Raw genomic sequence first — 24447 nt, 5'->3', positions numbered from 1 at the left:
CCGGTGAACAGGTGTGCGGGGGTGGGGTCTGCCCTACCCCCGGCGCGGAGGCGGCCCGCACCCGAAGACTGCTGCGGGCGTCACTGCGCGGGGCGGGGGCCGCGCGGGAGGGTCGGGGCATCCCCCTTCTCCGAGGAATCGAGGCCCTCCCTTGACCGCCGTGATCCCCCGCCCCGCAGGCCGTACGGCGCCGCGGACCGCCCCGGTGGCGGTGCCGCTCCCGCGCCCGGTGGCCGGACCGCCCGGTCGTCCCGCGCCCGGCGCGGAGCCCGGCCGTGACCTGTTCATCGACGTGCTGCGCCTGCTCGGCATGGCGCTGGTGGTGCTGCAGCACTGGAGCATGCCGGTGCTGTCCTTCGCCGACGGCCGGATCGCCACCGGCAACGCGCTGTCGGCCGGGAACATGTGGCTGGTCACCTGGGTCAGCCAGGTGATGCCGCTGATCTTCTTCGCCGGGGGTGCGGCCGGCGCGATCTCCTTCGGACGCGCGGCGCGGCGCGGCCTGCCGGCCCCCGCCTGGGTCGCCGCCCGGCTGCGCCGCCTGGTGCTGCCGGTGGTGCCGCTGGCCGTGGTCTGGCTGCCGCTGCCCCACCTGCTGCTCGCCGCCGGCCTGCCGGAGCAGCCGGTGCTGACGGCCGCGCGGCTGGCCGGGCAGCTGCTGTGGTTCCTGGCGGTGTACGTGGTCGTGGTGGCGCTGACCCCGCTGCTGGTCAGGCTGGACGCGGCGTACGGGCTCCGGGTGCCCGCGGCGCTGGCGGCGGGGGCCGTCGTGGTGGACCTCGTCCGCTTCACCGGCGGCCTGGAGGCCGTCGGGTTCCTCAACGTCGTGTTCGTCTGGCCGGCGATCCACCAGCTCGGCCTGCGGTACGCCGCCGGTCGCCCCCGCCGCCCCTGGCTGATCGCCCTGGCCGGGTACGGCGCGGCCGCGGTGCTGGTGGCTGCCGGCCCCTACCCGGGCAGCATGATCGGGATGCCGGGCGCGGCCGTCTCCAACATGGCGCCGCCCACCCTGGCGCTGCTGGCGGTGGGCGTCGGGCAGGTCGGGCTGGCCCTGGCCCTGCGGCCGTGCGTGATGGCGTTCGCCCGCTGCCCGGCGGTGTCCCGGGTGCTCACCTGGACCGGTGCGCGGATGATGACCGTCTACCTGTGGCACATGAGCGCGTTGTGCGTCGTCACCGCGGTGGTCGTGGTGGGCCTGGGGATCTCCACCCCGGAGCCGGGCGGCCCGGCCTGGCTGTCGGGCTGGCCCCACTGGCTGCTGCTGCTCGTCCTGGCGCTGTGGCCGCTGCTGCGGGCCTTCGCCCGGTTCGAGGCGCCCCGGCCGGCCGCGCCGTACACCGGGGGGACGGCGCGGATCGCGGCGGCGGCCGGGCTGGCCGCCGCGGGCCTGCTCCTGTTCACCGCGTTCGGCTTCGTCCCGGGACCGGCGCCGCTGGTCGGCGCGGGACTGCTCCTCGCGGCCCTGCCGCTCGGCCGTACGGCCGCGCCCGCCCGCCGGAACGCGGTGCCCGCTCCCCGGGATCCCACGGTCTCGCGGTGATCCGCGGAGTCCGTACGGCCGCGCCTCCGCTCGAAACGTGACCCGATCCGCCGCCCCCGCTGGTCCGACCACCACCGGTTCTTCGGCAGTATTGAACCGTGAGCCTTGTAGATCGCCTGCCAGAAGAGATAGACGCCGACCCCGACACCATCTTCGACGCGTTCGTCGCGTGGAACTCCGAGCGGGGGCTCACCCTCTATCCCGCCCAGGAGGAGGCGCTGATCGAGGTCGTCTCCGGCAACAACCTGATCCTGGCCACGCCCACCGGATCGGGAAAGAGCCTGGTGGCGGCCGGTGCCCACTTCACCGCGCTCACCCGGGACGTGCGCACCTTCTACACCGCCCCGATCAAGGCGCTGGTGTCGGAGAAGTTCTTCGACCTGTGCGCGCTGTTCGGCACCGAGAACGTCGGCATGATGACCGGCGACGCCAGCGTCAACCCCGGCGCGCCGATCATCTGCTGCACCGCCGAGATCCTCGCCAACGTCGCGCTGCGCGACGGCGCCCAGGCCGACATCGGCCAGGTCGTGATGGACGAGTTCCACTTCTACGCCGAGCCCGACCGGGGCTGGGCCTGGCAGGTGCCGCTGCTGGAGCTGCCGCACGTGCAGTTCATCCTGATGTCGGCGACGCTGGGCGACGTCAGCATGTTCGAGGAGGACCTCACCCGGCGCACCGGCAGGTCCACCGCGGTGGTCAAGAACGCCGAGCGTCCGGTCCCGCTGGTCTACTCCTACCGCCTCACCCCCCTGCACGAGACGCTGGAGGAGATGCTCGCGACCGGCCAGGCCCCGGTCTACGTCGTCCACTTCACCCAGGCCTCGGCCATGGAGCGGGCTCAGGCGCTGATGAGCATCAACATGTGCAGCAAGGCCGAGAAGGAGGCCATCGCCGCGCTGATCGGCAACTTCCGCTTCACCACCCGCTTCGGCCGCGCCCTGTCCCGCCTGGTACGGCACGGCATCGGCGTCCACCACGCCGGGATGCTGCCGAAGTACCGCCGGCTGGTGGAGCGGCTCGCCCAGGCGGGCCTGCTGAAGGTCATCTGCGGCACCGACACCCTCGGCGTCGGCGTCAACGTGCCGATCAGGACCGTGCTGTTCACCGCGCTGAGCAAGTACGACGGCACCAAGGTGCGCCGGCTGCGCGCCCGGGAGTTCCACCAGATCGCCGGGCGGGCCGGCCGGGCGGGCTTCGACACGATCGGCTACGTCGTCTGCCAGGCCCCCGACCACGTCATCGAGAACGAGAAGGCGCTCGCCAAGATCGGTGACGACCCGAAGAAGCGGCGCGGCTACGCCCGCAAGAAGCCGCCGGAGGGCTTCGTCGGCTGGAGCGAGGAGACGTTCGAGAAGCTGCAGCAGGCCGAGCCTGAGCCGCTCGGCTCCCGCTTCAAGGTCACCAACGCGATGCTGCTCGCGGTGATCAACCGCCCCGGTGACTGCTTCGCGGCGATGAAGCACCTGCTCACCGACAACCACGAGGACCGCAAGTGGCAGCGGCGGCACATCAGCCAGGCCATCGCGATCTACCGGTCGCTGCTGGCCGGCGGCGTGGTCGAGCAGCTCGCCGAGCCCGACGAGCAGGGCCGCAGGGCGCGTCTGACCGTCGATCTGCAGGAGGACTTCGCGCTGAACCAGGCGCTGTCCACCTTCGCGCTGGCCGCCCTGGACCTGCTGGACACCGAGTCGCCGACCTACGCGCTGGAGGCGGTCTCGGTCATCGAGTCCATCCTCGACGACCCCCGTCAGATCCTGTCGGCGCAGCTCAACAAGGCCCGGGGTGAGGCCGTGGCGCAGATGAAGGCCGACGGCATCGAGTACGAGGAGCGGATGGAGCTGCTGGCCGAGGTCGCCTACCCGATGCCGCTGGCCGACGAGCTGCTGGGCGCCTACGAGACCTACCGCCGGGGCCACCCCTGGGTCGGCGACTACACGGTCAGCCCGAAGAGCGTCGTGCGCGACATGTACGAGCGGGCGATGACCTTCGCCGAGTACGTCCAGTACTACGACCTGTCCCGCTCCGAGGGCACGGTCCTGCGCTACCTCGCCGACGCCTACCGCACGCTGTCGCGCACCATCCCCGAGCACCTCAAGACCGAGGACCTCGTCGACCTCATCGAGTGGCTCGGCGAGCTGGTCCGCCAGGTCGACTCCAGCCTGATCGACGAGTGGGAGAAGCTGGCCAACCCCGACCCGGAGCGGGAGGCCGAGGAGGAGATCGAGACCAGGCCGCGTCCGGTCACCGCCAACCCGCGCGCCTTCCGGGTGCTGGTCCGCAACGCGATGTTCCGCCTGATCGAGCTGATCGCCCTGGAGAGGGAGGAGGAGCTGGCCGAGCTGGCTCCCGACGTCGACTGGCCGGCCGCCCTCGACGCCTACTACGACGAGCACGAGGAGGTCGGCACCGGCCCCGACGCCCGCGGCCCGGCGCTGCTGCGCATCGAGGAGGAGAAGGAGCTCTGGCGGGTCCGCCAGGTCGTCGCCGACCCGGCGGGCGACGGCGACTGGGGCATCGACGCGCAGGTGGACCTCGCCGCCTCCGACGAGGAGGGCCGCGCCGTCATCCACGTCACCGGCCTGAACCGTCTCTGATCGTCTCTGGCCGACCCCTGCGGCTTCCGGACGGCGGCGTGCTCCCGGTCCCCGGGGCGGGTCCGCCGCCGTCCCCCGCGCGGTCCCGCCGGCCGTTCCGGCGCGGCCGGAGGAACCCGGCGGGGCCGACAGAATAGGGGACATGAACGACGAAGCGATCAGGCAGGTGCTGGGCCTGCTCTACCAGGAGGACACGCTGCGGACGCTGGCGGCGCTGACGCTGAACGGCGAACCCGAGGATTCGGGCCTCGGCAAGGAGGCGTTACGGCGGGCGCTGGACCGGCTGGAACGCGGCGGGCTGGCCGTACGGGACGACGACGGCGGGTGGACGGTGCGCAGGGAGCGGTTCCGTGAGCTGCTGCACACCACGGCCAAGCCCGCCGAGCCGTCCTCGCCCGAGGAGAAGGTGCTGCGGTCGTTCCTGGTGGACGGGCGGCTGCGGGCGATCCCCACCAAGCGCGACAAGCAGCTCATCGTGCTCGACTACATCGCCCAGGTCTTCGAGCCGGGGGTCCGCTACCCGGAGAAGGAGGTGGACGTCGCGCTGCGCGCCTTCCACGACGACTTCGCGGCGCTGCGCCGCTACCTGGTCGACGAGGGGATGCTGAGCAGGGAGAACAACGTCTACTGGCGCTCCGGCGGCTCGGTCGAACCCTGATCGGCGCGTAGCCGGCCGGCCAGCCGCCGCATCCGGTCGGCGAGCTCGGGCGGCTCGTGGACGGTGAAGTCCAGATCCAGCAGGCCGATGGTCAGGGCCAGCCACTCCAGCGAGTCGCCCCCGGTGCGCAGCAGGCAGGTGCGCTCGTCGACCGCCTCCAGCCGCACGTGATCGGAGGGCCATATCCGGTCGGCGGCGACCTCCAGGGGCGCGTGCAGGGTGACCACCGCCCGGTGGCGGCTGATCGGGGCGACGATGGAGCGCTCGATGTGGCCCTCGGGCGGCTCCCGCGGGGCGAAGCGGACGCCGACCGCCCGCGGGGCGGTCATCCGGTCCACCCGGAAGGTCCGCCAGTCCTCCCGCCCGGTGTCCCAGGCGACGAGGTACCAGCGCCGCCCGGCGGACACCAGCCGGTACGGCTCGGCCAGGCGGGCGCTCTCGGCGCCGTCGCGGTCCCGGTAGCCGAAGCGCAGGCGCTCGCGGTCGCGGGCGGCCTGCGCCAGGACCGCCAGCGTCTCGGCGTCGACGGCCGGCCAGGGGCGGGGCAGCGCGCCGGGCAGCGCCACGGTCTGGGTGTGCAGGGTGTTCACCCGGCGGCGCAGCCGGGAGGGCAGGACCTGCTCCAGCTTGGCCAGGGCGCGGGCCGAGGTCTCCTCGATCCCGGCCACCGTGCCGGCCGCCGCGGTCCGCAGGCCCACCGCGATGGCCACCGCCTCCTCGTCGTCGAGCAGCAGCGGCGGCATCGCGGTCCCGGCCTCCAGCCGGTATCCCCCGGCCGGGCCGCTGACGGAGTGGACGGGATACCCCAGCTCCCGCAGCCGGTCCACGTCGCGGCGCAGCGTGCGCGGGCTGACCCCCAGCCGCTCGGCGAGCTCGGCCCCGGGCCACTCCCGGTGCGCCTGGAGCAGTGACAGCAGCCGGAGCGTCCGTCCCGTGGTGTCGCTCATGTCTTCACGATCCCACCGATCGCGGCCGGAACCTGACCGCGACTCCTCGTAGCGTCACCCGCATGAGTCACATCGAGATCACCGGCGCCCGGCAGAACAACCTGAGGAACGTCTCCCTGAAGATCCCGAAGCAGCGGATCACGGTCTTCACCGGCGTCTCGGGGTCGGGCAAGTCGTCTCTCGTGTTCGGCACGATCGCCGCGGAGTCGCAGCGGCAGCTCAACGAGACCTTCCCCCCGTTCGTCCGCAACCGCCTGCCGAAGTACGGCAGGCCGGACGCCGACCACATCGAGGGCCTGTCGGCCGCCGTCGTCATCGGCCAGCAGCGCATCGGCGGCAACTCCCGCTCCACCGTCGGGACGGTCACCGACATCCACACCCTGCTGCGCCTGCTGTACTCCCGCGTCGGCACGCCGCCCGCGGGCTACTCCAACGCGTTCTCCTTCAACGACCCGGCCGGGATGTGCCCGGAGTGCGAGGGCGTCGGCCGGAAGGTGGCGCTGGACCTGGACCGGGCGCTGGACCGGACGAGGTCCCTCAACGAGGGCGCGATCCTGCTGCCGGGCTTCGGGGTCGGCACGTGGTACTGGAAGACCTACGCCTCCTCCGGCCTGTTCGACAACGACAAGCCGCTGACCGGTTACACCCCCGAGGAGTGGGACCTGTTCCTGCACGGCGGCGGGACGACGGTCTCCTTCGAGACGCGGGGCGGCACGGTCCCGCAGAAGTTCGAGGGACTGGTCGTCAAGTTCGACCGCCTCTACGTCAACCGGGACGGCGAGCAGACGTCCCGGCGGGCGGAGGTGATGACGTTCACCTCCACCCGGCCGTGCCCGGCGTGCCGGGGAGCCCGGCTCAACCCGGCGGCGCTGGCCTGCCGGATCGACGGCCGCAACATCGCCGAACTGTCCGCGCTGGAGATCCGCCACCTCGTCGGGATCGTCCAGGGGATCGACGGCCCGGTCGCGGCGGCGGTGGTCCCGCCCCTCCTGGACCGGCTGCGGCACATGGTCGGCATCGGTCTGGGCTACCTCACCCTGGACCGGCCCACCGCGACCCTCTCCGGCGGCGAGTCACAGCGGATCAAGATGGTCAAGCACCTCGGCAGCAGCCTGACCGACATGACGTACGTCTTCGACGAGCCCACCATCGGGCTGCACCCGCGCGACGTGGCGAACATGAGCGCGCTGCTGCGCGCGCTGCGGGACAAGGGCAACACCGTCCTCGTCGTGGAGCACGACCGCGACGTCATCGAGATCGCCGACCACGTGGTGGACGTCGGCCCGCGCGCCGGGACGCACGGCGGCGAGATCGTCTACGAGGGCGGCGTCGCGGGCCTGCGCGAGGCGGACACCCTCACCGGACGGCACCTGCGCCGCGTCCGGCCGCTCAAGGAGGGCTTCCGCACGCCGTCCGGAGAGCTGACCGTCACCGGCGCGAACGTGAACAACCTGCGGGACGTCACGGTCTCCTTCCCCGCCGGGGTGCTCACCGTCGTCACCGGGGTCGCCGGGTCCGGCAAGAGCAGCCTGGTCAACGAGGCGTTCCTGGCCGCGCACCCGCGGGCGGTGGTCGTCGACCAGTCGGCGGTCGGCACGTCGATCCGCTCCACCCCGGCCACCTACACCGGCCTGATGACCGAGATCCGCAAGCTGTTCGCCGCCGCGAGCGGGGCGAGCCCGGCGCTGTTCAGCTTCAACTCCGAAGGCGCCTGCCCGGCGTGCCAGGGGCTCGGCGTGATCCACGTCGACCTGGCCTTCATGGACGGCGTCACGTCGGTGTGCGAGACCTGCCGCGGGCGGCGCTTCCAGGAGGAGGTGCTGCGGCACACCCTGCGCGGCAGGTCGATCTCGGACGTGCTGGAGATGACGGTTAGCGAGGCCGCGGAGTTCTTCACCGAGCCGAAGCCGCGGCGGGTGCTGCGCTCGATCGAGGAGGTGGGACTGGGCTACCTCAGGCTCGGCCAGCCGCTCAGCACCCTGTCCGGCGGCGAGTGCCAGCGGATCAAGCTCGCCGGGGAGCTCAGCCGGAGCGGCGGCGTCTACGTGATGGACGAGCCCACCACCGGCCTGCACATGGCGGACGTGGAGCGGCTGATCACGATCATCGACGGGCTGGTGGACGCGGGAAACACCGTCATCGTCATCGAGCACGACCTCGACGTGGTCAAGAGCGCCGACTGGGTCGTCGACCTCGGGCCCGGCGGCGGCGACCAGGGCGGCACCGTCGTGTTCGAGGGCACGCCCCGGTCGCTGCTGGAGGCGACCGGCTCCGTCACCGCCGAGGAGCTGCGCCGCGACCTGACCCGGCCGAGCTGACGCGCCGGCGCCGGGCCGGGTGGACCGCCGTACCGCGGACCGGTCAGCCGTAGTACTTCTTCGCGCCGTCGTGCAGCGGCACGGGGTCGGTCTTCGGGGCGTTCTCCCGGGTGATGTCCCTGGCCGCCGGGTGGACCCTCTCCAGCTCGGCCTTGTGGTCGAACAGCAGCCCGGCCAGGTCGCCCGCGAGCCCGGCGTCCATCTTCTCGTTCACGACGAGGAGGTTCGGCACGACGATCGTGGGCACGTCGGCCGGGGTGGCGTAGACGTCCTTGGCGATGGTGCCCGCGGCGTAGACCGGGCCGTGCTCGGCCCGCATCGGCTCCAGCACGGAGTCCAGCGGGATGAAGGCGACCTCGTCCTTCATGCTGGTCAGCAGGTCGGTGACGCCGGGGGTGGGCAGCCCGCCGGACCACACCAGGGCGTCGAGGGTGCCGTCCTTGATGCCCTGCACGCTCTCGGGCAGGCCCAGCGACTGGCGGGTGACGTCCGCCTCGGGGTCGAGGCCCGCCGCCTTGAGCATGCGCAGCGCGATGACCTCGGTGCCGGAGTTGGGCGAGCCGGTGGAGACCCGCTTGCCCCTGAGGTCGGCGACGGACCTCACGCCGGAGTCGGTGGTGGCCACGACCTGCGTGTAGTTGTCGTACAGGCGGGCGATCGCGCGGATCGGCTGGGGGGAGGTGAACGCCCCCTTGCCCGCCACCGCGTCGGCCGCCGAGTCGGCGAGGCTGAAGGCGATGTCGGAGTCGCCCTTGACCACCCGCCGGATGTTCTCCACCGAGGCGCCGGTCGCCTCGGCCGTCGCCTGGTAGCCGGGGAGGTTCTTGCCGATCTGGTCGGCCAGGCCGCCGCCCAGGACGTAGTAGACGCCGGTGGTGTTGCCGGTGGCGATCGACAGCCGCCCGCCCCGGGCGGTGGTCCCGCCCGTCCCCCGCTCGGCCGACCGGTCGCCGCCGCAGCCGCCGAGCGTCAGCGCCAGCGCCCCGGCGGCCAGCGCGGCCGCCACGCGTTTGAAGGTCATGATCGTCTCTCCCGGGCTCGTGTGACGAGATGCAGTGCGATGGCGAGGACGAGGACGCCCGCCCCGGCCAGGGCCGGGAGGGGCGACAGGAACAGCAGCAGTACGGCGGCCACCCCGCACAGCGCCCGCTCGGCCGGCCCGGCGGGACCGGCCAGCCAGCCGCCGGTGGCGGCGGCCAGCGCGGCCACGGCGAGCGCCGAGACCGCCGCGGCGGCCAGGATCTCCCCGGCCCCTCCCTGGGCGAGCAGCGCCGAGCCGGCCGGGGTCAGCACGAACGCGAACGGGACCAGGAACGCCGGCAGGGTGTACTTCCAGGTGGCCAGCATGGTCCGGTGCGCGTTGCCGCCGGTGATCGCCGAGGCCGCGAAGGCCGACAGCGCCGTGGGCGGGCTGACCTCCGACAGCACCGCGTAGTAGAAGATGAACATGTACGCCTCGGCCGGGGTGACCCCGAGGCCGGTCAACGCGGGCCCGATGATCACCGCCGCGATGACGAACGACGCGGTCACCGGCACGGCCAGACCCAGGATCAGCACCGCCAGCGCGCACAGCAGGGCGGTGAGGAGGAGCTGCCCGCCGGAGGCGCCGACGATCAGCGAGCCGGCCTTGAGGCCCAGGCCGGTCAGGGTGACGACGGCGACGATCAGCCCGGCCGTGGCGCAGGTGGCCGCGACCGGCAGCACCCCCGTGGTGCCGGCGGCCAGCGCGTCGGCCGCCCGGCGCGGGGTCAGCCGGTGGTCGCGGTCCAGGAAGGACAGCGCGAAGGCCAGCAGTGTGGCGTAGACGACCGCGCGGAACGGCGACTGGCCCAGCGCCATCAGCACCACGATCACGAACAGCGAGCTGAAGTGGTAGCCGAAGCGGCGCAGCAGCGGCCACAGGCGGGGCGCGTCCACCTCGACCGTCCGCGTGCCGTACCTGCGGGCGTCGATCTCGATGGCCAGGAAGATGCCCAGGTAGTACAGGAGCGTGGGGATCGTCGCGTAGACCAGCACCGTCAGGTAGCTCACCCGGAGGTACTCGGCGATGATGAACGCCGCCGCGCCCAGCGTGGGCGGCGACAGGATCGCGCCGATGCCCGCCGCGGCGAGCACTCCCCCGCCCTGCTCCGGCGGGTAGCCCGCCCGGCGCAGGATCGGCCAGGCGACGCTGCCCACGCTCACCGTCGTCGCGACGCCCGAGCCGCTGACCGTGCCGAGCAGGAACCCGGCGAGGGTGACCGTACGGCCCGGCGCCGAGCGGGAGCGGCGGAAGGCGGCCAGGGAGACGTCCACGAAGAACCTGCCCGCGCCGGAGTGGTCGAGGACCGCCCCGTAGATCGTGAACAGGATGATGTAGGTGGCCGCCACGTCCAGCGGCACGCCGTACACGCCGTCGGTGCCCATCACGGAGGCGACGATGATCCGGTCGATGTCGTAGCCGCGGTGCCCGACGACCCAGTCGATGGGCAGGTAGCCGCCGTAGTAGGCGTAGGCCAGGAAGACCAGGCAGACGGCCGGCAGGATCCATCCGACGGTGCGCCGGCACGCCTCCAGCACCAGCAGCACGATGACCGCGCCCACCGCCACGTCGAGGGTCGTGGGGTCGGCGGCCCGCCGGATGAAGTCGCCGAACACGATCAGCGGGTACAGGCAGGCCGCGAGGGACAGCGCGGCGAGCGCCCAGTCGGCGACCCCCGGGCGGGCCCCGCCGCGCCGCCCCGGCCGGTAGCAGACGAAGGTCAGCGGCAGCACGACCGCGAGGAAGAGCATCCGGTACGGCAGGACCTGCCCGGGACGGAACACCTGGTACAGCACGTAGAGCGACAGGCAGAGCGCGACGACCGTGACGGCCGCGGCCAGGCGGCCGGTCAGGCGCCGGGCCGGCCGCTCGGCGTCGAATTCGGCGATCAGGTCGTCCGCCGTACCGGTCCCCGTGGGCGTGGTCTCCGTCAAACGCCGTCTCCAGCCGTGAGCCGCCGGGTCACTGACAGTGGATACCCGGGAAGCCGACGGCGGCCAGTCAAGAGAAGATCACATTACGATCACGTCCTTCGCCCGCCCCGCACGGCGAACGGGCGTCCCGGACGGCGAACGGGCGTCCCGGACGGCGGTGGCCTTCGAACGGCGGCGGCCTCCGAACGGCGGGCGGGGAGGAGCGAGGCCGTTCCGGGAAGGCGGGGACGGAGCAGGGCGGATCGGTGACGGCGGGCAACCCCGGAAAAGACGGGCGGTCAGCCGCCCGAGGTGTCGGTCTCGGCGTCGGCGCAGGGAACCGCCATCTCGTAGGGGTCGTCCAGCCAGCCGGCGGGCAGGTGGACCCGGTCGCGCGGGTTGGTCTTGCCGCGCGGGGTGTCGGCCCCGTCGGGCCAGGGCTGGGCGGCGTCGAGCTCGGCCAGCCCCTCGCGCAGCCCGGCGAGGGTGGAGGAGGTGGCCAGACCGCGGCGCAGATCGGCGCCGACGACGAAGCCCTTGAGGTACCAGCCGACGTGCTTGCGGAAGTCGGCCACGGCGTGCTGCTCGTTGCCGAACGCCTCGGCCAGCAGGGTCGCGTGCCGGTCCATGGTCGCGGCCACCTCGCCCAGCGTGGGCCGGGCGCGGTCGTCCCGGCCCTCGCAGGCCGCCGCCAGGTCCGCGAACAGCCACGGGCGGCCCAGGCAGCCCCGGCCGACGACGACGCCGTCACACCCGGTCTCGGCGATCATGCGCATCGCGTCGCCGGCGCTCCAGATGTCACCGTTGCCGAGCACCGGGATCTCCGGCACCGCCTCCTTCAGCCGGGCGATGGCCGACCAGTCGGCGGTCCCGCCGTAGTGCTGGATCGCGGTGCGGCCGTGCAGCGCGATCGCCGAGACGCCCTCCTCCACGGCGATCCGCCCCGCGTCGAGGTAGGTCAGGTGATCGTCGTCGATGCCCTTGCGCATCTTCATGGTCACCGGGAGCGTCCCGGCGTTGCGCACCGCCTCGCGCAGGATGGCCCGCAGCAGGTTGCGCTTGTACGGCAGCGCCGAGCCTCCGCCCCGCCGGGTCACCTTGGGCACCGGGCAGCCGAAGTTGAGGTCGACGTGGTCGGCCAGGTCCTCGTCGGCGATCATGCGGACGGCCCGGCCGACGGTCACCGGGTCGACCCCGTACAGCTGGATGCTCCGGGGCTTCTCCTGCGGGGCGAACCGGATCATCTTGAGCGTCTTGGCGTTGCGCTCCACCAGCGCCCGCGTGGTGATCATCTCGCAGACGAACAGCCCGCCGCCCTGCTCGCGGCAGAGTGTGCGGAACGGCGCGTTCGTGATCCCCGCCATGGGCGCGAGCACCACCGGCGGCCAGACCTCGAGCGCTCCCAGCTTCAATGACTCCACCTCGTGTTTCTACCGTACGGCGCGCGTCGGTACGAATCGGCTCCGGCCGGAACGGCTCCCGCGCGGAACGGCTCCCGGGCGGGCCATTCCCCACCGGCCGGTTCCCGATCGGATGGCTCCCGCGCGGACCGTTCCTCACCGGTCCGTTCTCCACCGGACGGTTCCCCACCGGACGGCTCCCGGCCGGACGGCTCCCGGCGGAGCGGGAACGGTACCGGGCCCGGACGCCGGACCGGGTCGCCGGTCGCCCCCCCGCGGGGTGACGGTTACGCAACCACTCGGAAAACCCGCTAGAGTTCTCTCGTCGCCGCGGGGCGGAAAGCCCGGCGGAAACACGCGGAAGTGGCTCAGTGGTAGAGCATCACCTTGCCAAGGTGAGGGTCGCGGGTTCGAATCCCGTCTTCCGCTCGGAAGTCTCCCCCTCCCCGGGGCGAGGCGGCGGCTCCGGGAGACCGCCCGATGTTCCGATCCCGGCGCGGACGATTAGCTCAGCGGGAGAGCGCTTCCCTGACACGGAAGAGGTCACTGGTTCAATCCCAGTATCGTCCACTCAAGAGATCCCAGGCCGACGGCCTGGGATTTTCTGTTTCCCGGGTGTCCTCCGCCTCCCCGGCTCCGCCGCTCTCCAGCCGGTGAAGATCTGGCAGAGGATCCGGGCCGTGGGGCGGGGCAGGGTGCGCCGTATCGAGCCGGGGCGGGAATGCGGGCCGTATCATTCACAGGGTGCCCCCAGCCAGCGGCCCCTCCGTTCCCCATCACGGCGACGCCGGCCGACCCGTACCCGGCGGCGGGCGCGGACCCGGTGCCCCCGTACCCGGTGGGCCCCTGCCCGGTGAAGCCGGCGGCCCCGTACCCGGTGGAGCCGGTGCCCGCGGCGGGCGAGTGCCCGGCGGCCCCATGCCCGCCGGCCCCGGTGGACCGCCCGGCGGTCCCGGCGGACGCGCGCCCGGCGTCCCCGGCGGGCGCGTACCCGGTGGGTTCGGCGGGCGCATGCCCGGTGGGTTCGGCGGGCGCATGCCCGGTGGCCCCGCGCCGCGGAGCACGCCGCTGAGCTTCGCCTGGGCGTTCGCTCCGCTGTACACCTGCGGACTCGCCACCCCCTTCGTCATCGGCCACGCCGCCGCCCGGCTCCGCAGCCGGACGGCGGCCCTCGCCGCGGGCGCGTACGGCCTGCTGCTGCTGGTCTACTTCATCGCCGCGGGCCTCCCCGGCGGCGGGGGCGTCCGGTATGTCGCGGCCACGGCGATGTGGGCCTTCGTGGGCTGGCTGGGCGGCACGGCGCACGCGCTGTTCCTGCGACCCGCCGTCTTCGCGCCCGGCCGCCCGCCCACGGCGATCCGGCAGCCCCCGCCGGGTCCCCGTCCCCCGGGTCCGGCACGCTTCGAACCTCCGGGCCGTCCCGGACACTCCGGGCACCCCGACGACTCCGGGCATCTCCGCCGCCCAGGACACGCGGCGCGTAACCCCTCGCCTCCTGGCCAGGCGTATCCCCCGCCGCCTCAGCCGCCGGCCTCCCGGACGTCCGCCGTCCCGCCTCCGGTGGTTCCCCCGCCCCCGGCGGCTTCCCCGGCTCCGTCCCCGCAGAGCACCCCCTCGCAAAGCGCGCCTCCGCCTTCGCAGAGCGCTCCCTCTCAAAGCGTGCCTCCGCCTTCGCGAAGGACGCCCTCGCAAAGCGCGCCTTCGCGAAGCGCTCCGCCGCCCTCGCGGAGCACGCCGGTTCCGCCGCCTTCGGGAGGCGCGCCCCCTCCCCCGCGGAACGTTCCGGCTCCGCCGCCTCCCCCCGGCACGCCCCCGCCTCCGCGGATCGCGCCCGGCGGTCCGGCGCCCGTCCCGTTCCCGCCGATCGGGCCGTACCTGCCGGTGCGGCAGCTCGGCTCGGGCGGGCAGGGCTCCGTCTACCTGGCGAAGGGCCCGAACGGCGAGTCCGTGGCGGTCAAGGTCCTGCACGGCAGGCTGGTCGGCGGCCCGGGTCAGCGTGAGCGTTTCCTCCGGGAGGCGGAGATGGCCCGGCGGGTGCGTCCCTTCGCGACCGCGCGGATCCTCGACGCCGGGGTCGTGGACGACCTGGTCTACATCGTCACCGAGTACGTGCCGGGGCCCTCTCTCGCCAAGCTGGTCTACGAGCAGGGTCCCCGGAACGGCGACAGCCTGACCCGGCTGGCGATCGGGACGATCGCGGCGCTCAAGGGGATCCACGCCGCGGGTATCGTGCACCGGGATTTCAAGCCGGCCAACGTCCTGCTCGGTCCGGACGGGCCCCGGGTGATCGACTTCGGCGTCGCCGGGGCGCTGGACCGGATGGCGATGGCCTCGGCGGACAATCTCAGGGGCACCCTGCCGTACATGTCGCCGGAGCAGATCTCCGGCGAGCGGGTCGGCCCGGCCTCCGACATCTTCAGCTGGGCCTCGACCATGCTCTACGGCGCCACCGGCCGGGACGCCTTCGAGGGCGGGTCGCTGCCGCAGGTCCACCGGATGCTCGTCAGCCACCATCCGGACCTGTCGGTGCTGCCCCCGGCCCTGCGCGGCGCGGTGGAGCGGTGCCTGGCGAAAGATCCCCGGCACCGGCCGACGGCCGCCGAGGTGATGATGGCGATCACCAGCTGAGCCGGGACGCCCCGGGGGCGGGCTATTCCGCGTCGGCTTCCTCGGCCCAGTAGGCGGTGGTCCATGCGGCGCCGCACCGGCAGCGCGACAGCCGGACCAGTTCACCGTTTTCGCTCATGGACAGCCCATGGCTGAGGCGGACGTGGACGTGTGTGCTCATGACGGATCGGCTTCCGGTTGGTCATTGGACGCTCCGGCCGGACGCCGGGCGCGGACTCTTCCGCGCCTGTCGGCGGATGCTGGGCGGTGGCCGTGAGCCGGACGGGGGAAGTTGCTCCTCCTGTCTATCTCATTTATGGGTCGAAAGTCATATTTACCTGGGCATTTCTCCTCTGGCCTGGAGCCACAGAGGCACCGGAAAGGGGTCCGCATGACGGTGCACCCGGCTCCGGCTCGCCTTCCCACGGGCAAGGCGTCGCACCGGAACCGTCACAACGCCCTCCCCGGGACGAACCGCTTGATCAGCGGCCAGGCCAGGAGGATCACGAGAACGGCGTAGATCGCGATGGACAGCGGGCCACCGACCAGGCCCGACAGGTCGCCACCGGACAGCTGCAGCGACCGGCGGCCCTGGAGCTCCGCACGCGGTCCGAGGATCACGCCGACGATCAACGGCAGCACCGGCAGCCCGAAGCGCCGCATCGCGAAGCCGAGCAGCCCCAGGAGGAGCAGCAGGATGAGGTCCAACGGCTGGGAGTTGACCGCGTAGGCCCCCATGGACGCGAAGAACAGGATGCCCGCGTACAGGTAGGGCCGGGGAACGCGCAGCAGCCTCGCCCAGGCCGGTGCGAGTGGCAGGTTGAGGACGAGCAGCAGCAGGTTGCCGATGAACAGGCTCGCGATCAGTGTCCAGACCAGGGCCGGCTGCCGTTCGAGCAGCAGCGGTCCGGGCTGGATGCCGTACGACTCGAAGGCCGCGAGCATGACCGCGGCCGTCGCCGTGGTCGGCAGTCCGATGGCCAGCATCGGCACCAGCGTTCCCGCGGCGGAGGCGTTGTTGGCCGCCTCGGGTCCGGCGACGCCTTCGATGGCGCCGTGGCCGAACTCCTCGGGCCGCCTGGCGAGCCTTTTCTCCACGGCATACGAGAGGAAGGTCGGAATCTCCGCACCGGAGCCTGGCAGCGCCCCGAAGGGGAACCCGAGCGCGGTACCGCGTAGCCAGGGCCTCCACGATCTGCGCCAGTCCTCGGCGCCCAGCCAAGGCCGGCCGACCGGGATGACCGGCATGGCCTTGCGGCGCATGTGCGCGGCCACCCACAGCGCCTCCCCCACGGCGAAGATCCCGACGGCGACGACGACCACGTCGATGCCGTCCGCGAGCTGCGGGATTCCCAGCGTGAGCCGCTGCCGGCCCGTGACTCCGTCGATGCCGATCAGGCCGATCACCAGCCCCAGCAGCAGCGAGGCGAAGCCGCGCACACGCGAGGAGCCGAGCGTCACCGACACCGCGACGAAGGCCAGCAGCATGATCGCGAAATACTCGGGTGCGCCGAGGCCGACCGCGAACGTGACCACCAGCGGCGTCACGAACACGAGCAGCAGCGTGGCAATGGTGCCGGCGACGAACGAGCCGATGGCCGCGGTCGCGAGCGCCTGCGCCGCCCTCCCGGCCTTGGCCATCTTGTTGCCCTCGATCGAGGTGATGACCGAGGACGACTCACCCGGCGTGTTGAGCAGGATGGACGTGGTCGAACCGCCGTACATGCCGCCGTAGTAGATGCCGGCGAACAGGATGAACGCCTGGGTCGGGTCCATGCCGTACGTCACCGGAAGCAGCAGCGCGACCGTCATGGCCGGGCCGATGCCGGGAAGCACCCCGACGGCGGTCCCGGCCACCACCCCGAGCAGCGCCATGAGCAGGTTGCCCGGGGACAGCACGTTGACGAACCCGTCGAGCAGGTGGCCGAGGTTGTCCATCACAGAATCCCCTGCAGCACGCCGGCCGGCAGATTGACCCCGAGGCCGATCGCGAACACATAGAACGTGACCAGCGACAGCACGACCGCGATCATCAGGCCACGCACGTGGTGCCTGTTGCCCAGGGCGAAGGCTGCCCCCCAGAACATGACGGTCCCGCTGATGACCCAGCCGAGGGGCTCGATCAGCACGGCGTTGGCCGCGAAGGCGCCCGCCAGCAGCAGGACCGTCCGCCAGTCCATCGCGGTGGACAGGTCCACGTCCTCACCTGCCTCCGGCTCGCCGCGGCCTCCCCTCGCGACGTCCACGCCGTACACGACCGCGACCACCAGAAGGGCCACACCCAGGAGCACCGGCACCGAACGGGGGCCGATGGGGTCGTTACTGCTGGTCAGGGGGGTGATGCTGAGGGCGTCGACGATCACCAGCGCGCCCAGCAGGGCGAGGAACGCGCACACGCCGTACTGCGCGCGGTCCCCGCTCCGAGGCCCGTCGCCGAGCGAGGTCCGCTCGTCCGGTGAAGGCCGCTCATCCGGTGAGGGCGGCTCATCCGGTGAGCGCCGCTCGTCCGCCCGCACGCTCGTACGGTCGCCCTCGCGGCTCGCGCCGTGCCCATGGACGGGCTCTTGCTCGCTCATGCCAGCCCGAGCTCTGCGAGGATGGAGGCGACGCTCTTGTCCTGCTCGGCCAGGTAGGCGGCGAACCGGTCGCCGGTGACGAAGGAGTCGGTCCAGCCGCGCTTGGTCAGCTCGGTCTTCCACTGCTGCGAGTCGTGCATCCGCGTGAGCGCGTCGATCCACATCCGCCGGTCGGCGTCGCCGATGCCGGGCGGGGCCACGACCCCGCGCCAGTTCGTGAAGACCAGGTCGATGCCGGACGCCTTGAGGGTGGGGATGTCCTTCAGCACCGGGACCGGCTCTGTGCTGGTCACCGCCAGCACCCTCAGCTGACCGGCGGTGACCTGGTCGAGGAACTCGCTGTAGCCGCTCGCGCCGAAGCCGACCTTGTCGCCGAGGATCGCCGGCAGCAGTTCGCCGCCGCCGTCGTAGGAGACGTAGTTGACCTGCCGGGGGTCGATTCCGACGACCTTGGCCAGCCGCATCGGCAGCAGGTGGTCCGGCCCTCCCGGCGACGAGCCGCCGCCGACCGTGACCTTCTTCGGGTCCTTCTTCCACGCGGCGACGAGGTCCCCGATCGTCCGGTAGGGCGAGTCCTTCGACACGACGATCGCGCCGGCCTCCTCGATGAGCTTGGCGAGGGGGGTGGTCTGGGACAGCGTCGCCTGCGACTTGGACGTGTACGACGCGCCGACGACCCCCAGGCCCATCTGCATGGCCAGCTTGCCGTTGCCCTTCTCATTGATCATCCGCTGGAGGCCCACCGTGCCGCCCGCGCCGGGAAGGTTGAACACCTGGACACCCGAAGCGATCTTCGCGTCCTCCATGACCTTGGCCGCCGTCCGCGCGGTGGTGTCGTACCCCCCTCCCGGGGTGTTCGGCACCATGAGACGCAGTCCGGTGACCGGGCCCTCGCCCGCCGCCGTACCGGCCCCCTTCTCCGCCGTCGCGCCGCAGCCCGCGGCTGCCAGGACCGACAGCGCCGCCAGGGCGGCGAGGAGGACGCTGATCCGGTTTCTCACAATCGTCTCTTTCCTGGTGAGAGGTTTCGGGCCATGATTATGCAAGTCGGGCAGCAGGCCGTCTTCCTTCTGTGAGCAGCGGAGATTGAGTTCATTGTGGTCATGAGATCTCGTGGCCCGACCCTGGCGGGCGAGCTGCTGGCCCTGCAGCTCGTCATCGTCGTGGTGGTGCTGTTCGCCGTCGGCGCCATCTCGTTCGCCCAGTCCGAGGCGACCTTCGACCGGGTCGAAGGTCGCCGGGTGACGGCGCTGGCCGAGCAACTGTCGTGGAACCCTCTGGTCCGCAACCAGATCGACCAGCCGGCGCCCGCCGAGGTGCTCGCCCCGCTGGTGCAGTCCACGCTCACCGAGTCCGGTGTCACCTCCGTCGCGATCGCCGACGTCGGCGGCAGGATCGTCGGCTCCTCGGACACCACGCTGCTCGGGACGCCCCTGCCGCTGAGCGCCCCGGGCGCCGCCCGGACCCGGGGCTGGTCCGGCTACCTCTCGGTCGGCGGGAACCGGGAGCTGGTCGCTCAGGTCCCGGTGCTGGGGGCCGAGCCGAAGAACCACGGCCGCCATCTGGGGACCGTGATGATCGGGGTCGCCGCTCCCACCGCCTGGCAGCGTCTGGTCGGCGCGTCGTCCTATCTGCTGGTCCACCTGGGGGTCGCCAGCGCGCTGGGCGTGCTGGGCTCCTGGCTGCTGGCCCGGCGCATCAAACGGCAGACCCTCGGCATGGAGCCCCGCGAGATCGCGGGGCTCGCCGAACATCGGGAGGCCATGCTGCACGGCATCGCCGAAGGCGTCGTCGCGCTCGACCCTCACCTGCGGCTCACACTGGTCAACGACATGGGCCGGACGCTGCTGGATCTCCCCGGCCACTGCGTGGGGATGACCCTGCCGGCTCTCGGCGTCGAGGGACGCCTGTACGACGTGCTGGCCGGGAGCGAGGAGGCCCGCGACGAGATCGTCATCCACCGCGGGCGGGTGCTGGTCATGAACCGGATGAGCGTCGTCAAGGACGGCCGGCGCCTCGGCTCGGTGACCACCCTGCGCGACCGGACCGAGCTGGCCCAGCTGGAACGCGAGCTGGGGTCCTTCCGCAGCTCCACCGAGCTGCTGCGCGCCCAGGCCCACGAGTTCGCCAACCAGCTCCATGTCATCTCGGGCCTGATCCAGGTGGACGAGCACGACGAGGTCGTCCGGTACATCCGGGCGCTGAGGAAGCATCGCGAGTCCCTCGACCTGGCCCTGGCCACCCGGGTCCGCGACAACGCGGTCGCCGCGCTGCTGACGGCGAAGTCCGCGCTCGCGGCCGAACGCCGGGTCGAGCTCCGGCTGTCCGACCGCACCACCCTGGACCGGCTGGACCCGGTGGACGCGGCCGACGTGGCCACGGTGACGGGCAACCTCGTCGACAACGCCATCGAGGCCGCGGTCGACGCGGCGTGCGCCACGGGCGGGGAGCCGGAGGCGTGGGTGGAGGTCGAGCTGCGTCAGGACGCCTCCAGCGTCGAGATCGTGGTGCGCGACTCCGGCCCCGGCGTCGCCCCTGAGCTGGCCCGGGAGGTCTTCACCCGGGGCTTCACCACCAAGGCCGCCCTGGGGGGCGAGCGCGGGATCGGACTGGCGCTCACGCAGCTCGTCTGCCGGCGGCGCGGCGGCGAGGTGGCCGTCACCAACACCGCCGATGGGGCGATGTTCACCGCCCGGATGTCCGTCGGCCGCGTGCCCCGGGAACTGCTGGAGGTGTCCCTGTGATCGACGTGCTCGTGGTCGACGACGACTTCATGGTCGCGAGGATCAACAGCGGATTCGTCGGCAAGGTCGACGGGTTCCGCGTGGTGGGCACGGCCGGCACCGGGGAGCAGGCCCTCACCCGTGTCGGCGAGCTGCGCCCGGATCTCGTGTTGCTCGACCTCTATCTGCCCGACCTCTTCGGCCTGGACGTCATCGGCCGGATCCGCGCCGGGGGACACGACTGCGACATCATCGTGATCAGCGCGGCGCGCGAGATCGAGGCGGTCCGCGGCGCCGCCCGGCAGGGGGTGAACAGCTACCTCCTCAAGCCGTTCGACTTCGACGACCTGCGCGTACGGCTGGAGCGGTACGCCTCCCGGCGGTCCGACCTGGGCAGCGTGGTCATCAGCAGCCAGGCCGACGTGGACCGGGTCATCGCCGGGGCCGGGCCGTCGCCCTCCCCCGCTCTGCCCAAGGGCATGAGCGTGGAGACGGCCGAGCTGGTCCGGCGGGAGCTGTGCGCCGCGGACGGCACGTTGTCGGCCGGGGAGTGCGCCTCCCGCGTGGGGATCTCCCGGGTCAGCGCCCGCCGCTACCTGGAGCATCTCGTCGCCCTGGGACACGTCCGTGTCTCCCTGAAGTACGGTGCCACGGGACGCCCGGAACGCCGCTACCGGTGGGACCGACCCCGATGACCTCCTGGCTCCCCGCTCGCCCCGGCGTCGACGGCGTCAGCCGAGGGCGGCCGTGACGCCGGCCGCGTGTCCGCCACGGGTCCGCTCAGGCACCGGGACGGTCGAGGGTGACGCTCACGTCGAGCCCTCCCGCCGGAAGGGGACGGATCTCCAGCGTGCCCCGGTGCGCCTCGACGATGGCGGCCACGATCGACAGGCCCAGCCCCAGGCCCTCACCACCGGCCCTCCGGCCGGCCTCCAGGCGCTGGAAGGGCTGCAGGAGCACGGGCAGCCGGTCGGCCGGGATCACCGGGCCGCTGTTGGAGACCCCGAGGGTGGGATGTCCGGACCGTACGGCGGTCTCCACCCTCACCCACCCACCGGGCACATTGTGCCGCAGAGCGTTGTCCAGCAGGTTGCCGACCAGGCGCTCGACCAGGGCGCGATCGCCGCGGCCGGGAGCCCGCCGCAGGACGGACTCGACGCGAGGCCCCTGATCGTCGCGGTGGCCGATGGCCCGACCGGCGATCTCGGCCAGGTCGAAGGACTGCCGGTGCTGCAGGCCCTGCTGGCTGCGGGCCAGCGTGAGCAGGGCCTCGATGAGCCTCTCCTGGTTCCTGCCCGCGACCAGCACGCGTTCCAGGACCTTCCGCAGGGACTCCGTGTCGGCCGCCGGGTCGGCGAGTGCCACCTCGGCCATGGCCCGCTGCAGTGTCAGCGGGGTGCGTAGTTCGTGGGAGGCGTTGGCGACGAACCGCCGCTGCGCGGTGAACGCGGCCTCCAACCGGTCCAGCAGCTCATCGAAGGTGTCGGCCAGCTCCTTGAGCTCGTCGTCCGGTCCGGACGCGGCCAGCCGCCGGTCGAGCCGGTCGGCCGTGATGCGCCGGACCGTGGCGGTCATCTCCCCCAGCGGCCGCAGCACACGGCCGGCCATGTGCCAGCCCAGCAGCATCGCCGCGAACGCCATGACCACCAGTGCGATCAGGGAGTTGACCAGCAGCCGGCGCAGGTGGCCGGTCTGCTCCAGCCCGGGCGCCCGTACGGACGGCACGGGTCCGCCGGGCGACGCGGGAGCGGCCGGCGGACCGGGGAAGGGGGAGAACTCCACCAGGAGGTAGATGAGCGCGACCAGCAGCGCTCCCGCCACCAGGAACAGGCCGCTGTAGAGCAGGGTCAGGCGCAGCCGTACCGTCCGCCTCATATCCGGTATCCGGCCTGCGGGACCGTCTCGATCAGCGGCGGGTCGCCGAGTTTACGGCGCAGCCTGCTGACCGTCACCTTCACGGTCTGCGTGAACGGGTCGGCGAACTCGTCCCAGCACCGCTCCAGCAGCTGCTCGGCGGAGACCACCGCGCCTCCGGCCGCCAGGAGCAGCTCCAGCACGGCGAACTCCTTGGGGCTCAGCGGCAGCCGGCGCCCGTCACGGGTGGCGATCCGGGTGGCCGGATCCAGCCGCAGGCCACCACGGACGAGCACCGGCGGGAGCACCGGGCCGGCCCGTCTGACCAGCGCCCGGATCCGGGCGACCAGCTCGGCGAAGGCGAACGGTTTGGGAAGGTAGTCGTCGGCGCCGATGCCCAGCCCGGTCACCCTGTCGTCGATCGTCCCGGCGGCGGTGAGCATCAGCACCCGCGCCGGGTGACCGGCGCCGACCAGCGACCTGCACACCTCGTCGCCGTGCAGGCCGGGCAGGTCCCGATCGAGGACGACCACGTCGTAGTGGTTGGCCGAGGCGCGGTCGAGCGCGGCGTGGCCGTCCAGCGCGACGTCGACGGCCATGCCCTCACGGCGCAGCCCCGTGGCCACCGTCAGGGCCAGTTCCTCGTGGTCTTCGACGATCAGCACCCTCATGATCTCCAGCATCCTCGTCACCCGGTTACAGCGGGGTGACCGTCGCCGTTGCGGTCCGATAACCGGCCCTCGGCTTGTCTGGACGCACCGACGGAACCGAAAGGAGCGATCATGTTCGACTCGACGGTCAAAAGGAGGGTTCTCACCGCCGCGGTGCTCGCCGCGGCGGCGCTCGCGGTGATGCTCGCGGTGCTCGCGACGGGAAAGGGCGGGGTGGCGGCCGCCTCGCCCGGGAACCCCGCCGGCGGCACCGGGAGGTTCACCGCGTGCATGCGCTCGCACGGGCTGCCCGGCTTCCCCGAGGTCTCGTTCTCCTCCGACGGGCTGGTCAACCTCGACATCAGGGGAGAACGCGTCGACGTCATGTCCCGGAAGTACGGGGCGGCGGTGAAGGCCTGCGAGCCGCTGCTGCCGGCGGGTTCCCGGCCGCCGGGCGCGCCCGCGGCGCCGCCCGCCCCGGCGCCTCCCTTCTGAGGTCCTGGGAGGAGAACCGGTCCGGCACGATGGTGGGCACCGGGACGGCGGGCGTCATAACCGGTGTCCTCCAGGGTCATGATCCGTTAGCGTTCGTACCCGACGCCCGTCATGACCCCAGGAGGCCGGATGTTCGCCCTGCCGCTCACCGAGCACGCCGAGCTGCGGCCGCTCGATCCCTGGAGGGCCGAGGAGTTCCTCGCCCACCTGGACCGGGCGCGAGAGCACATCACGCCGTGGGTGTCGCCGCTGTTCGCGGCCTCCGACGTCGCCGGGGCCCGCGCCCTGCTGCAGCGCTACGCCGACAGATGGTCGCGGGACTCGGGCGGCATCTGGGGGATCTGGCTGGAGGGCACACTCGTCGGCGGCGTGCTGTTCGTGTCGTTCGACCCCGCACTGGGCGTCTGCGAGGCGGGCTGCTGGCTGGAGCCCGCCGCCGAGGGGCGCGGGCTGGTCACCCGCGCCATCGAACAGATCATCGGCTGGGCGGTGAAGGAACGCGGCATCCAGCGCGTGGAGTGGCGGACCAACGCCCGCAACACCCGCAGCATCAACGCGGCGAAGCGGCTGGGCATGTCTCTCGACGGCACCCTGCGCCAGGCGTACCCGGGCGACGGCGGTCGCATCGACATCCAGGTCTGGTCGGTGCTGGCCGAGGAATGGCGGGCGCGCGAAGCACAGGTGACCGCGGAACGGGCCGGGTCGGCGAGCTGACGACGGTTCCTCGCGCCCCGGAGCATCTCGTCTCCGGGGTCACGGCTCGCTTTCGTGGGGCGCGAGGTCCGCGGAGAAGACCTGCCTGTACCGCGCCAGGTCGTCGAAGCTCCTGGAGTAGAGGGGCACGTTCTCGTCGAGCGAGTCGTACAGGGCTTCCCGCACGTCGGCCACGCCGACGAAGGTCCAGGTGACCGTCTCGCCGTATTCGTTGGCGTAGGACGTCTCCTCCTCCCGTCCCCGCGTCTCCGCCACCGCACGCGCCCGGTCGGGGGAGCAGGCACGGATCAGCACGATGTCCTCGCTGAACCGCGGAGGGGCGTAGCCTCCGCCGACCTCGGTCCTGAAGACCAGGACCGCGATGTACGGAACCTCGGGACCGCCGTTCACAGGCCCACCTCATCCCTCCACGACGACAACGCGCTCCGGCCCGGGGA

General features: G+C 72.6%; 19 protein-coding genes and 2 tRNA genes. 11 read left to right on the top strand and 10 right to left on the bottom strand.

Annotated elements, in window-relative coordinates; all coding sequences use genetic code 11:
• Positions 1-160 precede the first annotated feature (160 nt).
• The 3 genes from HDA43_RS30380 (at position 161) to HDA43_RS30370 (ending at position 4792) form a co-directional block, all read left to right on the top strand.
• Complete coding sequence (locus tag HDA43_RS30380) at positions 161-1540, top strand: acyltransferase family protein (RefSeq protein ID WP_312873670.1); 1380 nt, start codon at positions 161-163, stop codon at positions 1538-1540.
• A gap of 98 nt (positions 1541-1638) precedes the next feature.
• Positions 1639-4134: a DEAD/DEAH box helicase gene (locus tag HDA43_RS30375; RefSeq protein ID WP_179827723.1), complete on the top strand. Its 2496-nt coding sequence runs from the start codon at positions 1639-1641 to the stop codon at positions 4132-4134.
• Between the two features lie 142 nt (positions 4135-4276).
• Positions 4277-4792 (top strand): DUF2087 domain-containing protein, encoded by a 516-nt coding sequence (locus HDA43_RS30370; RefSeq protein WP_179827722.1) that lies wholly within the window; start codon positions 4277-4279, stop codon positions 4790-4792.
• Here the strand turns inward: HDA43_RS30370 and HDA43_RS30365 are convergent.
• On the bottom strand, positions 4759-5739 hold the full coding sequence (locus HDA43_RS30365; protein ID WP_179827721.1) for a helix-turn-helix transcriptional regulator: 981 nt from the start codon (positions 5737-5739) through the stop codon (positions 4759-4761). The two genes, HDA43_RS30370 and HDA43_RS30365, sit on opposite strands and share 34 nt — an antisense overlap.
• A 62-nt stretch (positions 5740-5801) precedes the next feature.
• Between HDA43_RS30365 and HDA43_RS30360 the strand changes: the two genes are divergently transcribed.
• Positions 5802-8057: an excinuclease ABC subunit UvrA gene (locus tag HDA43_RS30360; RefSeq protein WP_179827720.1), complete on the top strand. Its 2256-nt coding sequence runs from the start codon at positions 5802-5804 to the stop codon at positions 8055-8057.
• Positions 8058-8100: 43 nt separating this feature from the next.
• Here HDA43_RS30360 and HDA43_RS30355 read toward each other — a convergent pair whose 3' ends face one another.
• From HDA43_RS30355 to dusB, 3 genes are all read right to left on the bottom strand, one after another.
• The gene (locus HDA43_RS30355) at positions 8101-9078 is read right to left on the bottom strand and encodes a TAXI family TRAP transporter solute-binding subunit (protein ID WP_179827719.1); all 978 of its coding nucleotides are present in this window, start codon (positions 9076-9078) and stop codon (positions 8101-8103) included.
• Positions 9075-11012: a TRAP transporter permease gene (locus HDA43_RS30350; RefSeq protein WP_218912687.1), complete on the bottom strand. Its 1938-nt coding sequence runs from the start codon at positions 11010-11012 to the stop codon at positions 9075-9077. The genes HDA43_RS30355 and HDA43_RS30350 overlap by 4 nt, the downstream gene beginning before the upstream one ends.
• 278 nt (positions 11013-11290) lie before the next feature.
• Complete coding sequence (gene dusB, locus HDA43_RS30345; RefSeq protein ID WP_179827717.1) at positions 11291-12412, bottom strand: tRNA dihydrouridine synthase DusB; 1122 nt, start codon at positions 12410-12412, stop codon at positions 11291-11293.
• 336 nt (positions 12413-12748) lie between these two features.
• Between dusB and HDA43_RS30340 the strand changes: the two genes are divergently transcribed.
• From HDA43_RS30340 to HDA43_RS36555, 3 genes are all read left to right on the top strand, one after another.
• A tRNA-Gly gene (locus tag HDA43_RS30340) sits at positions 12749-12820 on the top strand.
• A gap of 69 nt (positions 12821-12889) precedes the next feature.
• Positions 12890-12961 (top strand) — tRNA-Val (locus HDA43_RS30335).
• 1311 nt (positions 12962-14272) lie between these two features.
• Positions 14273-15019 carry a serine/threonine-protein kinase gene (locus HDA43_RS36555; RefSeq protein WP_179827715.1) on the top strand — a complete coding sequence of 249 codons (747 nt, stop codon included), beginning with the start codon at positions 14273-14275 and terminating at the stop codon, positions 15017-15019.
• A gap of 429 nt (positions 15020-15448) precedes the next feature.
• On the opposite strand, the gene HDA43_RS30325 is transcribed toward HDA43_RS36555, so the two are convergent.
• The 3 genes from HDA43_RS30325 to HDA43_RS30315 are packed head-to-tail and all read right to left on the bottom strand — an operon-like array spanning position 15449 to position 18575.
• Positions 15449-16936 carry a tripartite tricarboxylate transporter permease gene (locus HDA43_RS30325; protein WP_179827713.1) on the bottom strand — a complete coding sequence of 496 codons (1488 nt, stop codon included), beginning with the start codon at positions 16934-16936 and terminating at the stop codon, positions 15449-15451.
• Positions 16936-17574: a tripartite tricarboxylate transporter TctB family protein gene (locus HDA43_RS30320; protein ID WP_179827711.1), complete on the bottom strand. Its 639-nt coding sequence runs from the start codon at positions 17572-17574 to the stop codon at positions 16936-16938. The genes HDA43_RS30325 and HDA43_RS30320 overlap by 1 nt, the downstream gene beginning before the upstream one ends.
• A complete protein-coding gene (locus HDA43_RS30315) occupies positions 17571-18575 on the bottom strand; it encodes a Bug family tripartite tricarboxylate transporter substrate binding protein (protein ID WP_179827709.1) in 1005 nt (334 codons plus the stop codon). The genes HDA43_RS30320 and HDA43_RS30315 overlap by 4 nt, the downstream gene beginning before the upstream one ends.
• 102 nt (positions 18576-18677) lie before the next feature.
• Between HDA43_RS30315 and HDA43_RS30310 the strand changes: the two genes are divergently transcribed.
• Complete coding sequence (locus HDA43_RS30310) at positions 18678-20318, top strand: sensor histidine kinase (RefSeq protein ID WP_179827707.1); 1641 nt, start codon at positions 18678-18680, stop codon at positions 20316-20318.
• Entirely contained in the window at positions 20315-20992 is a 678-nt protein-coding gene (locus tag HDA43_RS30305; RefSeq protein ID WP_179827705.1) for a response regulator, read from the top strand. The genes HDA43_RS30310 and HDA43_RS30305 overlap by 4 nt, the downstream gene beginning before the upstream one ends.
• A gap of 85 nt (positions 20993-21077) precedes the next feature.
• Here the strand turns inward: HDA43_RS30305 and HDA43_RS30300 are convergent, their stop codons facing one another.
• Positions 21078-22172, bottom strand: a complete 1095-nt coding sequence (locus HDA43_RS30300; protein ID WP_179827703.1) for an ATP-binding protein — start codon at positions 22170-22172, stop codon at positions 21078-21080.
• On the bottom strand, positions 22169-22822 hold the full coding sequence (locus HDA43_RS30295) for a response regulator transcription factor (protein ID WP_179828826.1): 654 nt from the start codon (positions 22820-22822) through the stop codon (positions 22169-22171). Before HDA43_RS30295 ends, HDA43_RS30300 begins: the two co-directional genes overlap by 4 nt.
• 111 nt (positions 22823-22933) lie before the next feature.
• On the opposite strand from HDA43_RS30295, the gene HDA43_RS30290 reads away from it, so the two are divergent.
• Positions 22934-23296: a hypothetical protein gene (locus HDA43_RS30290; RefSeq protein WP_179827702.1), complete on the top strand. Its 363-nt coding sequence runs from the start codon at positions 22934-22936 to the stop codon at positions 23294-23296.
• A gap of 129 nt (positions 23297-23425) precedes the next feature.
• On the top strand, positions 23426-24010 hold the full coding sequence (locus HDA43_RS30285) for a GNAT family N-acetyltransferase (RefSeq protein WP_179827699.1): 585 nt from the start codon (positions 23426-23428) through the stop codon (positions 24008-24010).
• A gap of 39 nt (positions 24011-24049) precedes the next feature.
• Here the strand turns inward: HDA43_RS30285 and HDA43_RS30280 are convergent, their stop codons facing one another.
• Complete coding sequence (locus HDA43_RS30280) at positions 24050-24400, bottom strand: DUF4288 domain-containing protein (protein ID WP_179827697.1); 351 nt, start codon at positions 24398-24400, stop codon at positions 24050-24052.
• Positions 24401-24447 lie beyond the last annotated feature (47 nt).

Source organism: Streptosporangium sandarakinum, assembly GCF_013409935.1.
GTDB classification, from domain to species: domain Bacteria; phylum Actinomycetota; class Actinomycetes; order Streptosporangiales; family Streptosporangiaceae; genus Streptosporangium; species Streptosporangium nondiastaticum.
This window is presented reverse-complemented; position numbering and strand designations above follow the sequence as displayed.